The following is a 16190-nucleotide window of genomic DNA, read 5'->3' as shown; positions in this document are numbered from 1 at the left end:
AGCTATTTCCTTCTAATGTCTGGTTGTTTTGCGACTGGTTTGATAAGACTTGGTTCAGTTAGTGGCTTCAAGGATGTCGCTCGTCTTTCCGCCTCAGTCATTACCTTGCCAGAGCGAGGACCTGTTAGGTATTGCTCTGGTTTGTAAATTTTCCAATTTTTCCCTTCCTCATCCATAGTCCAATACAAAGAAAGAGTAATGAAGGGAAGTTGGACAGGAACGACTGTCGCCCAGTGGTATCTAATTTCTGCATTATACCGCCTATCTTCTTCCCACTTCTGTTGGACAGTAGAGCCGCCTGATGACTTGACCTTGAAAAGTTCCTCATAAAAACCTGGCTTCAGATGTGGAAATACGGGCGAAGCTGGGTCAAAGAGATGATAAGAAAAATTATGCATACTGTAATTAAAACGAATCGAAATCATCTTATACAAGAACACGAGAACCAGAGGGTGAATATAGGTCCCAACCTTTAAAAAAGATAGAAAGGCTGGTAAAGGGACCGACCCTGCTTGAAGATAGACAATACTTAAAAAAATACCACAGACGATAGCTAGGCGATCAAATCTTGGTGTCTTATTAAGAATAAATAGCCTTATCTTCTTAGGCTGATGCTTAAAAAATTTTGGCACCTGCATATAACCAGAACGATCTGTTCCAGCGATAAAAATTGCCGCACGATAGATGAGCCAAAAAGGTAGAACAATTCCGATGCATACAAAAATTAGTAAAGCAATTATAGAAATAAATCCTCCAATTACCCGAAAGAACCCATTCTCCTGCAGCAAACTTTCGACACGAAACAGAGAATAGACTGTTGGAATGAACAGAAAAAGGACGACCGCTACCATAGCAAATAATTTTAGATAAATCTCCTTATAAAAGGTCGATTGCCGTAGATCGTTCATTTTGCCACTGCCGAAAAGCAAGACCACTATTCCCACTACAATAAAATTAGCTAATTTGCTTGGATTGGATAGACTAATGTTAAAAACATCCCAACAAACAATCAGAATAACTATCTTCAGAAAAAACAAAGCAAGATTGCCAATAGACTGAATTCCTTTTAACATATATAACTCCTTAAAATGTATTTGCATATATCCTATGCTTCTGTCTATAGCATAGCAAATACTATGGGTAGTATTTTACCCACAAGGAAAATTCTTGTTCTCGTGGTCAAGTTTTTTATTCTAGTTTACCCTATTTGTCTATGCCACTTCCATTATAGCCCCCCGCCCCGTATATTTTGTCAATATATTTGATAAACATTCGTCTTTTTTGGATTTACAGCTATTGCTCTTGTGATAAGATTGTTTTTTCCTTATTTTATGACAGCTATTCAATAAAAACATTCCCCTTTTATCCAATAAGAATACGCAAAAAAACTCATCCTCTAAAGGATGAGTTTTACTATTTGTCTTATGGATTAAATGACACGTGTACGTGGTCGTAGTGGTTTTCTGTAATGCTTCCGCGGTCTGGCATCAAGTTCCAAGTGTAAGCTGGACCGTAGATACTGTCAAATGGCGCATAGAAACGTTGTTTCCAGATGATATAAGAAATGTTTTTCGCACCCATATTAGCAATAGCATACTCTGCCACCTGGTCACCTAATGCTGAACTTTGTGGTACCATGAAGTCAATTGCCAATCCCTTACCATGGTCGCCAGAATCACCAGGACGGTAACCTGAGAAAGAAGTAATACCGAAGGCATTAGCTACTTCTGCACGGAAGGCTGCGACCTGTGGTTGCAAGCCTACATCGTAAGAGCTAGTTGCTGCCTGAGTTTGAGCTGCCGCTGCTGCTTGGGCTTCTGCTGCTGCTTGAGCTTCTGCTGCCGCTTGGGCTTCCGCCGCTGCTTGAGCTTCCGCCGCCGCTTGGGCTTCTGCTGCCGCTTGAGCTTCCGCCGTCGCTTGAGCTTCTGCTGCCGCTGGCTCAACAGGGGCTGTTACCTCGGCTGGAGTTTCTACTGCTGGCTCAACAGGGGCTGTTACCTCGGCTGGAACTTCTACCGCTGGCTCAACAGGGGCTGTTGCCTCGGCTGGAGCTTCTACTGCTGGCTCAACGGGCGCTGTTACCTCGGCTGGAGCTTCTACTGCTGGCTCAACAGGGGCTGTCGCCTCGGCTGGAGCTTCTACTGCTGGCTCAACGGGTGCTGTTGCCTCGGCTGGAGTTTCTACTGCTGGAGCGACTGGGGCTACTACAGGAACTTCAGCCAAGTTTACAACTGTATTTTCAATAGTCGCCTGATTAGCTGTCACATCCACAGTTGCTTGAACAGTTTCTGCTGGATTTTCCTGGCTTGGTGTTTCAATTTCAATCTGGGTAACTTGATTGTTTTGATCAAGAGTAGCTGTCAAAACTGTATCTGGGAAAATCAAGTTAATATCTGTAATCTGATTGATTTTAGCCAACAAATGCATATCAACATTCATAGCTGAAGCGATAGCACTAAGGGTATCACCATACTTAACCGTATAAGTCAACTGACCTTCATTGTTAGTAATTTCAGTAATGATTTCTTCAACAGTTCGTGGTGTCCACTCCAATGCGAGAACTTGTGGACTAACCATACCAGTTGTGAAAAGTGAAAGGGCCAAGGTTGACGCGTACATCATTTTTTTATTTGTTTGCAAAAGGGATGTTTTTCTCTTACGACGCATATGCTTTGGTTTTGTAACTCTTTTACGTTTCATCTTCTATTCCTTTTCTGATTTGATAATCCTATCATATACGAATCCGATTTGAAATACAAGCACTTACAGAGCTTTTAAATAAACTGTAGCCCTTACGTAATATTACTTTTTTTCTGTCACAAAACCCATATATTTGTTACAGTTCTGTCACATTATTGACTAAAGAAAGCCATCCAAAAATCTACCTAAAGCTCCCAAATAGAGTTCAAGGAGCTTCCTAAACTTCCTCCGGATAGACCAAGCCCCATTCTTTGCGGAGTTGGGTCATAATGTCCATTACATCTTGGGTGTAGGCTAGATGCATGGTATTTTCAAGTCCTGCGACTGCTTTTTCCATATCCGTCACTTCATAAGAGAGGGCCTCGGTAGTTTGGCCTGCCTCAATGACTTCTTGATTACCGTCCTCGGTATAGGTAATGACTGCTTTTTGGCCACGAGGATACTCATAGAGTTCAATATAACCTCTGTCATAGGCAATTGTCCCCCGTTTTGGCTGTTTGGCATGAAGGGTCAATGCAATGGTTGCCATCTCTCCTGCATCATTGCTGAGCAAAATACCTACCTGCTCGTCCACACCTGTCGGAGCTAGTTTAACCTGGGATAGGACCTGACTTGGCTTTTCTGTCATAAACCAACGGACAAAGGAAAGAGCATAGACACCGATATCTAAAAGAGCACCTCCTGCCAAGTTCTTATTGAAAAAGCGGTTGGTCATGTCATATTCCTTGTAGCTACCAAAGTTCATCTGAATCATCTTCAACTCTCCCAGCTTGCCACTGGCAACCACTTCGCTCAACTGACGATAGATTGGCATGTGGAAAATGGTCATGGCTTCTGCCAGGATAACCTGATTTGCCTCAGCTAATTGAATAGCTTCTACCAATTCTTCTGAATTAAGCGTAATAGACTTTTCACAGAGGACATGTTTCCCAGCCTTCAAGGCCTTTCTCAAATAATGGATATGGGTATTGTGAGGCGTAGAAATATAGATAATGTCTACTTCAGGATCCTCAAATACCTCATCGATTTCTCGATAAACTTTCTCGATGCCATATTTTTTCGCAAACTCCGCACCCTTATCATAGGTGCGGTTGGCTACCGAATAAAGATTGCCACCCATAGCCTGCAAGGCCTGAACCAATTCATTGGCAATGACACCTGTCCCCAAAGTCGCCCACTTGTACTGTACTTGATCTTTCATTGTCTACCTCACTTTCTCCTCCTATTATAGTAAAAACCACCCTTTTCTGCACACTCTAACCCGCATTTATGATACAATAAAAACATGAATACTCTTGTCCTAAAGCCATCAACCCAGCAAAAACAGGCCATGCTAGCCCACTACGACCGCTATCGACAGGCTAGCAAAAATCCTTATATAGAAGCATTTTTCAAACTAGCTGGTGCTAGCTTGTCCATCTATACTTCAGGCAAGGTCGTTTTCCAAGGGGAAATGGCAGAGCAGGAAGCAAGGCTCTGGGGTTATGAGCCAGAAAGATCTGAACTGACAACCAGTCCTGGTCAAGACCTGCCCATGATTGGTACGGATGAAGTAGGAAATGGGTCTTATTTTGGTGGTTTGGCAGTCGTTGCTAGTTTTGTCCGCCCAGAAGACCATGCCTTTCTCAAGTCGCTTGGCGTGGATGATTCCAAAAAAATGACAGACAAAAAAATCTGCCAAATCGCTCCTCTCTTAAAAGAGAAAATCCCCCACCAAGCTCTGCTATTGACCCCCAAAAAATACAATGAGGTCATCGAGCAGGGCTACAATGCGGTGTCTGTCAAGGTCGCCCTACACAATCAGGCTATTTTCCTGCTCCTACAAAAGGGAACCCAGCCTGAGAAGATTGTCATTGATGCCTTTACTTCTAGCCAAAATTATCAAAAATACCTAAAGAAAGAAGCCAATCAATTTGCTAATCCAGTGACCTTGGAAGAAAAGGCTGAGGGCAAGTACCTGGCTGTAGCAGTATCTTCTATCATTGCAAGAAGTATGTTTTTAGAGAACCTTACCCAGCTTGGTCAACTGGTAGGCAGAAACCTACCTTCCGGAGCTGGAAGCAAATCCGACCATGTCGCAGCCAGCATCTTAAAAGAATATGGTCTGGCAGGCCTAAACCAAACTGCCAAGCTCCACTTTGCCAATACGCAAAAAGCACAAAAATTATTGAAATGAGGAATAAATATGGGAAAAAGACGAGGCTTCATAGCCTTCTTAGCTGAATGGGGGACACTCATTCTCTTTATGATCGCTCTCGTTGCTAGTCGCTACTTCTTGTGGGACCCTGTATCCGTTGATGGTCATTCTATGGATCCTACTCTCCAACACCAAGAAAAGTTAGTAATGTTCAAAACCACATCCATAGATCGTTTTGATATTGTCGTGGCCAGCGAAATAGATAGCGATGGCAAGGAAAAACTCATTGTCAAACGAGTTATCGGCATGCCAGGCGATACCATTCGCTATGCAAACGATGTCCTCTATATCAACGAGCAGGAAGTGGATGAACCCTATCTTGATGAATACTTAGCAGCCTTTCAAAAGGACAAATTGCAAGAAGAATATGCTTACAACAAACAATTCCAAGCCGTTGCCCAAACTGCCCAAGCCTTTACACAGGATGCCAATGGTTCTGTTGATTTCAGCCTTACAGTACCAGAAGGACAATACTATCTCTTAGGTGATGACCGCCTAGTATCTTTAGATAGCCGTAGCGTAGGAACTTTCGCGCGCGACAGTATCAAGGGAGAAGTTGTCTTCCGCATGTGGCCTTTCAATCGAATTGGAACTGTTGATTAATACTCTTCGAAAATCAAAACTATCCGTTGTCAAGAGCCTTGATGAGTGGGAGCGGGAAAGAACTCGACTGGTCAAAAAAGAGTTCGTCTTCCCGCCCCCGCACAGTTGATTAGGTCAGATTTGGAGTGTAAAACACGAACAAATCTGCCAATCAACCACTGCGCTGAGATGTTGACACGAACCCTGAGAAGCGAGGTTGAGCTTTTTGCCCAGCCTCAGCCTGTTACCTTGAAACAAGACAGTAACAGAGGTCTATCATCAGCTTCGTTTCCTAGGCTATTTTTGATTTTCATTGAGTATAACACAAACAAGTTTGGAGCACTGTTCCAAACTTCTTTTTTCACTATTTTAGGAAATATTCTCTATGAACGAAGTTTATTTTACCGGCACCATTGACCGGATCATTTTTGAAAATCCTAGTAATTTTTACAAAATCCTGCTCCTCGAAATTGAGGAAACAGACGCCGACTATGACGATTATGACATCATTATAACAGGCACCATTGCCGATGTCATTGAGGGGGAGGATTATCGCTTTTATGGCAATCTAGTCACCCATCCCAAATACGGTCAGCAGCTGCAAATCACGCGCTACGAACGCAGCAAGCCCACTTCTGCTGGTCTGGTTAAGTATTTCTCCAGCGACCATTTCAAGGGAATTGGTCGAAAAACAGCCGAGAAAATTGTTGAGCTCTATGGCGATGATACTATTGATAAGATTTTAGCTGAGCCTGAAAAACTGACCCAAATTTCTGGTCTATCCAGCAAAAATAGGCAAGCCTTTATCGAAAAACTCCGCCTCAATTATGGAACGGAGCTGATACTAGCCAAACTAGCTGAATACGGTATTCCTAATAAGCTAGCCTTTCAAATCCAAGACCAGTACAAGGAAAAAACACTTCAGATTATCGAGGAAAATCCCTATCAACTGGTCGAAGATGTACAGGGACTTGGCTTTACCATTGCCGATAGGATTGCGGAAAACCTAGGAATTGCCAGTGACTCTCCCCAGCGTTTTCGGGCTGGTATGCTCTTTAGCCTCATTCATCGCTCTATGGAAACAGGTGATACCTATGTGGAGGCCAGAGATTTACTAGAAGCTACCCTTGAACTGCTGGAAAAATCCCGCCATACCGAACTAGACCCTGCTGCTGTTGCCCAAGAATTGACAGGGCTGATAGAAGATGGCAAGGTTCAACAAGAAGGTACCAAGATTTTCGACAACAGCCTCTACTTTGCCGAACATGGTATCCATAAAAACCTGACCCGCCTGATGGGAAAAAATGGCTTCAAACCCTTCCCACGCGCAGACGTAGAGGCTGCCATAGCAGAGCTGGAAGGTATGTCTTCCCTGACCTACGATAACATTCAAAAAGAAGCCATCGTCCAAGCCATTACCAATCCGCTTTTTATCCTAACTGGTGGACCTGGTACAGGCAAAACAACCGTCATCAACGGCATTATTGCAGTCTATGCCATCTTACATAAGATTGACTTGACTCGCAACCGAGAAGAATGCCCAGTCCTCCTAGCCGCTCCAACTGGACGAGCAGCCAGACGGATGAATGAATTGACAGGGTTGCCTTCTGCCACCATCCACCGCCATCTGGGGCTTGTCGAAGGACAGGAAGAATCCTACCGAGATGATTACCTCGAAGCCGACTTCATCATCGTAGACGAGTTTTCTATGGTCGATACTTGGTTGGCCAATCAACTCTTCCAGAACATTTCATCCCAGACCCAGGTTCTCATTGTCGGCGATGCCGAGCAATTGCCATCTGTCAGTCCCGGTCAAGTCCTAGCTGACCTATTGAAAATTGACAAGCTACCCAGCATTACTCTAGAACGTATTTACCGCCAGTCAGACGATTCGACCATCGTTACACTTGCCAGCCAAATTCGACAGGGGGCTCTACCTAGCGATTTCCGTGAGAAAAAGGCTGACCGCTCCTATTTTGAAGCCCAGAATGAACAAATTCCAGCCCTGATTGAGCGCATTGTCGGCGCAGCCATCAAGTCGGGCATTCCTGCCAACGAAGTACAAATCCTTGCTCCCATGTACCGTGGTGCCGCAGGCATCGACCAGCTCAACACCATGACCCAGGCCCTGCTCAATCCACTGGAAGAGGGAGAGTTAGAATTCCTCCATAACGAACAAGCCTTCCGCCAAGGCGACCGGGTCATTCATCTAGTCAACGACGCCGAAGCCAATGTCTTCAATGGCGACTTGGGCTATATTACCGACCTCCTACCGGCCAAGTACACCGACTCCAAGCAGGATGAAATCACCATCAACTTCGACGGCAGCGAGGTAACCTATCCCCGTAACGAATGGTACAAAATTACCCTAGCCTATGCCATGTCCATCCACAAGTCCCAAGGCAGCGAGTTCCAGGTCGTCATTCTTCCCATCACCCGAACCAGCCACCGTATGCTCCAGCGCAACCTGGTCTACACAGCCATCACCCGCTCCAAGAGCAAGCTCATCCTCCTGGGCGAAATCTCCGCCTTCGACTACGCCGTCAAAAACGCCGGCACCCTCCGAAAAACCTACCTGGTCCCACGTTTCCAAGGGGAAATGGCAGAGCAGAACAGCAAGGAAGCTTTGACTGAAAAAGACGAAAGCAAAACAGCTGCAACTACACAAACCCAGCCCCCTACTCAGCCAGACAGGAAAAAACAGGCTGAAGTAGTCAAAGAAAACAACCAACAACTCTCCCTTCTTGATTTAGACCAGCCAGAAAAAACAAATTTCCAACCCACAGAATACATTTTAACTGTAGACAACCTACTAACCATCGACCCCATGATTGGCATCCAAGAGGCAGATATAGAGGAATTTTTCAAAAACAAGTAACAAAAACATTTCTTTTGTTACAAAAATGTTACAAATATTACAATTTTGTGTTGACAAGCTTGTTTTTATTTGTTATACTCTGTTTATAAGCGGAGGTAAGAACAAATGAAAAAGATATTCAACTACTCAGTATTGTTGCTTTCTGTAACCTGTCTATTGACAGCTTGTTCAGCAAAAAAACAAGAAAGCCAGACAGAAGCAACCACCAGTAAAACGACCCAAGCAAGCACCAAGCAGACAAGCACTGCTAACAGTTCTAGCTCTGTGGAAAAAACAAGTGAAACTAGCTCTTCGACAGATACAAGCCAACAAACTGAGGGAAGTCAGGAAAATCAAGATAGCCAAAGCTCTCAAGCCCAAGAAAGTGTCCTAAGTACCGAAACAACTCACACTCAGCTACTAACTTTGCCAGCTACTAATATCCCCGACGACCTAGTTGGAAAATGGCAAGGAAGTAGCCAGCAAGCGCGCAATGTTGAAGTAACTATCAGCGCAGACGGCACCTTTACTACTTATGAAGATTTTCGACTTAGTGAAGATGAGGAAGGAGAACACCTCATCCAGACCTACACAGCTCAAATTACAGACCTAGTCGAATATGCTCCAAACCACTACCTAATCCGTGGAGCTGATGGCGAAGGCTCCGCCCTTCTTCCAGGAGTAACTGGCCTCGGCGGACGTATTGCACCAGGTTTTATCCTAGAGGACGGACAATACAAGGTCATTATGTGGGGAAATCCTTTTGACCCATCTGTAGAAGCCGTTTACGACCTGGTATCAGAACCTCATGTACATGTAACCTTGGATAAGGTAGAGTAACATATTGTATCTAGCACTTATTAAAAAGCAAATAGCACGAGTTGCTATTTGCTTTTTTGCATTATCACACCAAAACTCACTAAAAGCATCGTTTTTGAAAATATCAAAAAATAAATGCTGATAGATGAATATGTATTACACCTCTTCTAGAACAACTTTACCCGCTATCTCTGCAAATTGCTCTGCTTCGACTTCTGGGAAGTAGTTAAGACAGTTGGCAGTCGCAAAGGCTGCTGCCTCTTTCAAGAAGATTTCTGGGTCTTGCCCTTGGCTGATGCCCTTGACTAGCAAACCCAAGTAGAAATCCCCTGCTGCAATGGGATTGCGTGTTTCTTTCTTTGGCGACTGGATACGGAAAAACCGTTGCCCAATTTTTGCCAGACTACCCTTGCCCCCCATGGTAATGATAATATTTTCATGCGGCGTGACTTCTTTTAGTATCCGCAAAATATCCTCTGGACTTTCCTCATCTAAATCTGGATAGATGTCCTTGAGCTCTTCATTATTGATTTTGATCAAGGCTGGACGGGCTTGATAAGCAGCACGTAAAGCTGGTCCACTGGTGTCCACTATGGTCAAAACCTCTGGGTATTTTTCAATAAACTGCTGAATGTAGTTTTCAGGCATGCCCTTCATCAGACTGCCTGAAAAGACTAGGATATCGCCAGCCTCTAGGCTATTTTCTATCTGCTGGGTAAATTGGTCAAGCAGGTCCGCTGTCAGTTCAAAGCCTTTTTCATAGAACAGCACAACATCGCCTGTGCTGGTTTCCACGTAAATATTGCAGGTTCTTGTGTTCTGATCATTTTCAACGACCTGCAATTGATTTCCCTTTTGGACATTAAGGTCTTGAATGTAGCGACCGATCTGTCCACCTAAAATGGTATGGATCGTGTAGTCTGTCACTCCATTTTCTCGAAGGGCATAAGCCACGTTAAAACTCTTACCACCTGGATAATCTCTGACTTCTGACGGACGTAGGGGAATGTTCTTTTCAATCTTCTCCACAAGAAGCGTACGGTCTAGGGCTGGATTGGGACAAATCAAGTGAATCATAGGGAACTCCTTTTTGTTTTATACATATTATTATACTATATAAACCAAAAATAAAAAAGATAATTCCACGATGGGAACTATCTTTACTTCTATTTTATGATGCAAAAACCGAAATGCGTTCTTGCTGGTAGCCACCTTTTTCGGCAATATCTACTAAGGCCACTGCATAGTCTACATAACTAATATAGCTTTCACCTTGGGCATTGACCTGGAAAACCTCGCCAGCAAGGGTATAAGCACCTGCTTTTTGGCCTTCTGCATCAAAATCAGCTGCTGGGCTGATATAGGTCCAGTTGACCGCTGTTGCCTGACGGTAGATGTCAAGACCTGCGCCCATAGCCTCAGCGACTGGTAGGTAGTCCGCTGGGAAGTCTGGGGCATCCTTGAGCATGCTTGTTTGGCTCTGGTCTAGATAGAGGCTACCTGCACCACCGACAACCAAGAGGCGAGTAGAGGTGCCTGCAAGCAAGTCTGTCAAGTGGCTAGCTAGACGGCTGTGATCTGGTAGCGTTTCTGGTGTCCAAGCACCAAAGGCGTTGACAACCACATCAAAGCCCGCCAAGTCTTCCTTGCTAAGTGCAAAAGCATCTTTTTGGATGACTTCCTGGGCTGCGCTCTTGTTTTCAGAGCGGACAACGGCTGTCACCTGATGACCACGTTCAACTGCCTCTTTGGCAATTGCTTGACCTGCTTGACCGTTTGCTGCAATAATGGCGATTTTCATATTGATTACCTCACTTTTGTTGTAACGTTTTTGTTTACAATACTCAGTCTATACCATATTCGTTGTAATGTCAATGATTACAACTTAAAAGTTTAAAAAAATCATCACGAGGATGATTGAATATCTATAATTCTGCCAATAAATCAGCAATGGTTGTTTGTCCCAATTCTTTTTCCAGAGCCGACTGGGCATTTTCCAAACGGCTATCTAGCAGGGGATGGATAGAGCGGCCGACCTGACAGGCAGGATTGGGTTGCTCATGAAAGCCAAAAAGTTTCCCTTTTTCTCCAAATAACTCTACAGCCTGATAGATATGGAGGAGGGTAATTTTGTCTGGAGCTTGGGCCAAACGTGCGCCACCTACACCACGCGCCACCTGAACCAAGCCAGCCTCTTTCAACTGAGCCAGGATATTGCGGATGATGACTGGATTAACCCCTACACTGCCTGCAATGCTGGTACTGGTCTGTTTTTCCTTTTCTCCCTCCAAGGCTAGCAAGACCAAGATATGACTAGCAATGGTAAATCTACTCGAAATTTGCAATTCTACTTTCTCCTTCCATAAAATTGGTAACAGTCACTCCTAACAAGCGAACACCTTTCTCAGCCTGTCCAACTTCTTCAAAAAGCTGACGGATTTCTTTCTCTATTACTTGAACTTGATTGGTCGCTTCTCCCAAACTATGTCGCTTGGTCAGGGTTGAAAAATCTCCATAGCGGATTTTCAGGACAATGGTGCGCCCTTGTTTCTCATTTCGTTCCAAGCTAACGGCCACCCGTTGACAGAGGCTGACTAGCTCTTTCAAGACATCTTCATCACGATAGAGGAGCTTGCGATAGGTCCTTTCCTTACCGATAGACTTTCGCACCCGATTGGTTTTGACGGGACTATTTGAAATGCCTCTAGCTTTCCGATACAAATCATAACCAAAGCGACCAAAACGGTCAATTAAGACCATTTCTGGCACGTCTAGCAAATCCTGACCAGTAGAAACTCCCATCTCATGCAGACGTTCAACCGTTTTCTTGCCGACACCGTGAAATTTTTCAACAGGCAAAGAGGCTAGTACTCCAACAGCATCCTCTGGCAAAATCAGGGTCAGACCATGCGGTTTTTCCATATCCGAGGCAATTTTAGCCAGGAATTTATTGTAGGAAACCCCTGCAGAAGCTGTCAGATGCAGTTCATTCCAGATGTCGTATTGGATGAGTTTGGCAATTTTGACTGCCGAGCTTAAACCCAGCTTGTTTTCTGTCACATCCAGATAGGCCTCGTCAATGGACATGGGTTCCACCAAGTCGGTATAGCGGTGAAAAATCTCCCTGACCTGTCGCCCCACTTCCTGGTATTTTTCATAATTTCCAGAAATGAAGACGGCTTGCGGACAGCGTTCATAGGCCTCCTTGGAGGACATGGCCGAATGAATGCCAAAGGCACGCGCCTCATAGCTACAGGTAGATACCACTCCACGACCGCCAGACAGTCGCGGATCTGCACCAATAATAACTGGCTTCCCTTTCAAAGTCGGATTGTCCCTGACCTCGATAGCAGCAAAAAATGCATCCATGTCTACATGAATAATTTTTCGAGATAAATCATTGATTAGGGGAAAAATTAACATGGATACTCCTTTCTGCTTTTGTATGTAACACATTATACATTATTTTTACAAATCTTTCACGCCTCGAAAATAAGCGTCTCCCTTCGTTCAAGTTTGAGCTATGAAAAGTAATTTTATCTTTTCTACTTTTTTACATATAAAATGAAAATTATTTCAGTATGTTTTCAACTATTTTTATCTTGTGGAAAGTGCTTACATATGATATACTAAAATATGTGAAAAACAAAACTATCTCAAAGGAGAACCCTCATGTCAACAAAAGTGAAAACTAAAAATGTTACTGAAGACATTTTCGCTCAAGCCTGGGAAGGCTTCAAAGGTGTAGACTGGCAAGAAAAGGCTAGTATTACCCGCTTTGTACAAGCTAACTACACTCCTTATGATGGAGATGAAAGTTTCCTTGCAGGACCAACTGAGCGTTCGCTTCACATCAAGAAAATCATCGAAGAAACAAAAGCTGGCTACGAAGACACACGCTTCCCAATGGACGTGGATCGTGCGACCTCTATTGCTGACATCCCAGCTGGTTTCATTGATAAAGACAACGAGCTGATTTTCGGTATCCAAAACGATGAGCTCTTCAAACTCAACTTCATGCCACGTGGTGGTATCCGTATGGCTGAAACAACGCTTATCGAAAACGGCTATACTCCAGACCCACTTATCCATGAAATCTATACAAAACACGCTACAACTGTAAACGACGGTATCTTCCGTGCCTACACAGCTGACATCCGCCGTGCTCGCCACTCACACCACGTTTCTGGTCTTCCAGATGCTTACTCACGTGGCCGTATCATCGGTATGTATGCTCGTTTGGCCCTTTACGGAGCTGACTACTTGATGGAAGAAAAAGTAGCTGACTGGAATGCCATCACTGAAATCGACGAAGAGTCAATCCGTCTTCGCGAAGAAATCAACATGCAGTACCAAGCCTTGCAACAAGTTGTTCGCTTGGGTGACTTGTACGGTGTTGATGTTCGCAAACCTGCGATGAACACAAAAGAAGCTATCCAATGGACAAACATCGCCTTCATGGCAGTCTGCCGTGTTATCAACGGTGCGGCAACTTCTCTTGGGCGTGTACCTATCGTTCTTGACATCTACGCTGAACGTGACTTGGCTCGCGGTACATTTACTGAATCAGAAATCCAAGAATTTGTTGATGACTTCGTATTGAAACTTCGTACAGTGAAATTCGCTCGTACAAAAGCCTTCGACGAAATCTACTCTGGTGACCCAACATTCTTGACAACATCTATGGCAGGTATGGGTAACGATGGCCGTCACCGTGTTACTAAGATGGACTACCGTTTCTTGAACACACTTGACAACATCGGTAACTCTCCAGAACCAAACTTGACAGTTCTTTGGTCTGACCAGCTTCCATACGCTTTCCGTCGCTACTGTATGGCAATGAGCCACAAGCACTCTTCTATCCAATATGAAGGTGTAACAACAATGGCTAAAGACGGTTATGGTGAAATGAGCTGTATCTCTTGCTGTGTGTCACCACTCGACCCAGAAAGCGAAGACAAACGCCACAACATCCAGTACTTCGGTGCGCGTGTAAACGTATTGAAAGCCCTTCTTTCAAGCTGGAACAACGGTTATGATGATGTCCACAAAGACTACAAAGTATTTGACGGCGTTGAACCAAACACTTCTGAAATCTTTGACTACGACCAAGTTATCGCAAACTTTGAGAAAGCCCTTGACTGGTTGACAGATACTTATGTTGATGCCATGAATATTATCCACTTCATGACAGACAAGTACAACTACGAAGCAGTTCAAATGGCCTTCTTGCCAACTCACCTTCGTGCAAATATGGGCTTCGGTATCTGTGGTTTCGCAAATACTGTTGACTCCTTGTCAGCTATCAAGTATGCACAAGTTAAACCAATTCGTGACGAAGATGGCTTCATCTACGACTACGAAGTAACTGGTGACTTCCCACGCTATGGTGAAGATGATGACCGTGTAGATGATATCGCGAAATGGCTCATGGAAGCATTCTATACTCGTCTTGCTAACAAGAAACTCTACAAGAATGCAGAAGCTGCGGTATCTATCTTGACTATCACTTCAAACGTTGCCTACTCTAAACAAACTGGTAACTCACCTGTACACCGTGGTGTATTCCTCAATGAAGATGGCTCAGTTAACACTTCTAAAGTGGAATTCTTCCCACCAGGTGCTAACCCAACTTCTAAATCTCGTGGTGGTTGGTTGCAAAACTTGAACACCCTTTCTAAGCTCAACTTCAACCATGCCAACGACGGTATCTCATTGACAACTCAAGTTTCTCCAAAAGCACTTGGTAAGACCTTCGATGAGCAAGTCACTAACTTAGTGACTATCCTTGACGGATACTTCGAGCAAGGTGGTCAGCACGTTAACTTGAACGTTATGGACTTGAACGACGTTTACGAGAAAATCATGGCTGGTGAAGATGTTATCGTTCGTATCTCTGGATACTGCGTAAACACTAAATACCTCACTAAAGAACAAAAAACTGAATTGACACAACGCGTCTTCCACGAAGTTCTTTCAATGGACGACCACGCTTCCGAAGTTTCAGGTCAAGCTTAATCAAGCAAACACAAAAGGACTTGCATTGCAGGTCCTTTTTGCTGTATCAGAAAATCCTCCCACACATTGTGGAAGGATGGCTAGATGATTTACGGAAGGATAGCCCCAACGGACATGGTTTACTCACCTCTCTATCCTATACCCAAAATCCCCTCCCGAAATCGAATTCGAGAGGGGATAGTTTATTATCTTAGTTATTGTAAATATAGGTAATTTCACCAGCTGTATCCGTTGGATTGAACCAACCACGGAAATTATCCACCCATTGTTGCCCACGGTAATTGGCTTCAAGAACTTGGATTTGCCCTTCTTCATTAACAGCTGTCACATAGGCAACGTGCCCTAGAGCACCGTCATTCCAGGAAATAATAGCACCGACTTCTGGCGTTGTTCCTGTGCGGAAACCATCACGCGCCGCATTGGCTCCCCAAGTAGCTGCATCACCCCACCAGTCGCCTGCCCACGGAGCAACTTTTTGTACACCCCATGTACATTGACCAACAGGATAGTTGATACCAGGCTCATATTCATAACCAGGTAGATAGTAGCTATCGCTACTTGTATCGACAGCCTGACCCCATATTGTTTCTGTCAACTTCAAAATTTGACCAGGATGCAAAGTCGTTTCGAGGGTCAATTGATTTTGCGCTAATAAATCGTAAATGTCCAATGAAAAAGCATCTGCAATACCATAAAGGGAATCCCCCTCTTGAACAACATAGTCAGACTGACCTGCACCAGCTTCTTCAAATTCTTCGACATAGGCTTGACCTGGCAATTCTAAAACTTGTCCTGGTGTGATTAGGCCTAGAATGTCCAATCCATTGGTTTCTGCTAGTTGATTGGGATCGACGCCATACTGGTCTGCGATTGAGTAAAGGGAATCGCCTTCTACCACAATATGACTGTCTGCTTGAACACTATAGACACCCATAACAGTAGTCACAAAACCTGCCAACAACAAGGCCGACTGACAAATATACTTTTTCATTTTACACCTCCAATACATATTCTCAT

Annotated in this window: 13 protein-coding genes; 5 read left to right on the top strand and 8 right to left on the bottom strand. The window is 44.2% G+C overall.

What is annotated here, in order from left to right; genetic code table 11:
* Positions 1–2 precede the first annotated feature (2 nt).
* From PW220_RS01120 to PW220_RS01110, 3 genes are all read right to left on the bottom strand, one after another.
* Positions 3–1073, bottom strand: coding sequence for a hypothetical protein (locus PW220_RS01120; RefSeq protein WP_248055291.1), 1071 nt, complete (start codon positions 1071–1073; stop codon positions 3–5).
* A gap of 349 nt (positions 1074–1422) precedes the next feature.
* Positions 1423–2667, bottom strand: a complete 1245-nt coding sequence (locus PW220_RS01115) for a LysM peptidoglycan-binding domain-containing protein (RefSeq protein WP_459565359.1) — start codon at positions 2665–2667, stop codon at positions 1423–1425.
* Positions 2668–2917: 250 nt separating this feature from the next.
* On the bottom strand, positions 2918–3901 hold the full coding sequence (locus PW220_RS01110) for a Gfo/Idh/MocA family protein (protein ID WP_248055288.1): 984 nt from the start codon (positions 3899–3901) through the stop codon (positions 2918–2920).
* An 84-nt stretch (positions 3902–3985) separates the two neighbouring features.
* Between PW220_RS01110 and rnhC the strand changes: the two genes are divergently transcribed.
* From rnhC to PW220_RS01090, 4 genes are all read left to right on the top strand, one after another.
* Complete coding sequence (gene rnhC / locus PW220_RS01105) at positions 3986–4876, top strand: ribonuclease HIII (protein ID WP_248055287.1); 891 nt, start codon at positions 3986–3988, stop codon at positions 4874–4876.
* Between the two features lie 9 nt (positions 4877–4885).
* A complete protein-coding gene (lepB, locus tag PW220_RS01100) occupies positions 4886–5500 on the top strand; it encodes a signal peptidase I (RefSeq protein ID WP_248055285.1) in 615 nt (204 codons plus the stop codon).
* A gap of 364 nt (positions 5501–5864) precedes the next feature.
* The gene (recD2, locus tag PW220_RS01095) at positions 5865–8357 is read left to right on the top strand and encodes an SF1B family DNA helicase RecD2 (RefSeq protein ID WP_248055284.1); all 2493 of its coding nucleotides are present in this window, start codon (positions 5865–5867) and stop codon (positions 8355–8357) included.
* Positions 8358–8462: 105 nt separating this feature from the next.
* A complete protein-coding gene (locus PW220_RS01090) occupies positions 8463–9176 on the top strand; it encodes a hypothetical protein (protein ID WP_248055277.1) in 714 nt (237 codons plus the stop codon).
* A gap of 135 nt (positions 9177–9311) precedes the next feature.
* On the opposite strand, the gene PW220_RS01085 is transcribed toward PW220_RS01090, so the two are convergent.
* From PW220_RS01085 to dinB, 4 genes are all read right to left on the bottom strand, one after another.
* Complete coding sequence (locus tag PW220_RS01085) at positions 9312–10232, bottom strand: 1-phosphofructokinase family hexose kinase (protein WP_248055276.1); 921 nt, start codon at positions 10230–10232, stop codon at positions 9312–9314.
* 94 nt (positions 10233–10326) lie between these two features.
* On the bottom strand, positions 10327–10956 hold the full coding sequence (locus tag PW220_RS01080; protein WP_248055274.1) for an NAD(P)-dependent oxidoreductase: 630 nt from the start codon (positions 10954–10956) through the stop codon (positions 10327–10329).
* Between the two features lie 124 nt (positions 10957–11080).
* Complete coding sequence (locus PW220_RS01075; RefSeq protein ID WP_105124479.1) at positions 11081–11500, bottom strand: Rrf2 family transcriptional regulator; 420 nt, start codon at positions 11498–11500, stop codon at positions 11081–11083.
* Positions 11484–12578 carry a DNA polymerase IV gene (gene dinB, locus PW220_RS01070; RefSeq protein WP_248055273.1) on the bottom strand — a complete coding sequence of 365 codons (1095 nt, stop codon included), beginning with the start codon at positions 12576–12578 and terminating at the stop codon, positions 11484–11486. Before dinB ends, PW220_RS01075 begins: the two co-directional genes overlap by 17 nt.
* Before the next feature lie 249 nt (positions 12579–12827).
* Between dinB and pflB the strand changes: the two genes are divergently transcribed.
* Positions 12828–15173 (top strand): formate C-acetyltransferase, encoded by a 2346-nt coding sequence (gene pflB / locus PW220_RS01065; protein ID WP_248049639.1) that lies wholly within the window; start codon positions 12828–12830, stop codon positions 15171–15173.
* 190 nt (positions 15174–15363) lie between these two features.
* On the opposite strand, the gene PW220_RS01060 is transcribed toward pflB, so the two are convergent.
* Entirely contained in the window at positions 15364–16164 is an 801-nt protein-coding gene (locus PW220_RS01060) for a COG3942 and LysM peptidoglycan-binding domain-containing protein (RefSeq protein ID WP_248055265.1), read from the bottom strand.
* Between the last annotated feature and the right edge of the window lie 26 nt (positions 16165–16190).

The organism is Streptococcus sp. 29892 (assembly GCF_032594935.1).
Classification (GTDB): domain Bacteria; phylum Bacillota; class Bacilli; order Lactobacillales; family Streptococcaceae; genus Streptococcus; species Streptococcus hyiners.
Note: the sequence above shows the minus strand (reverse complement) of the source record. Positions and strands in the feature narration are given on the sequence as shown.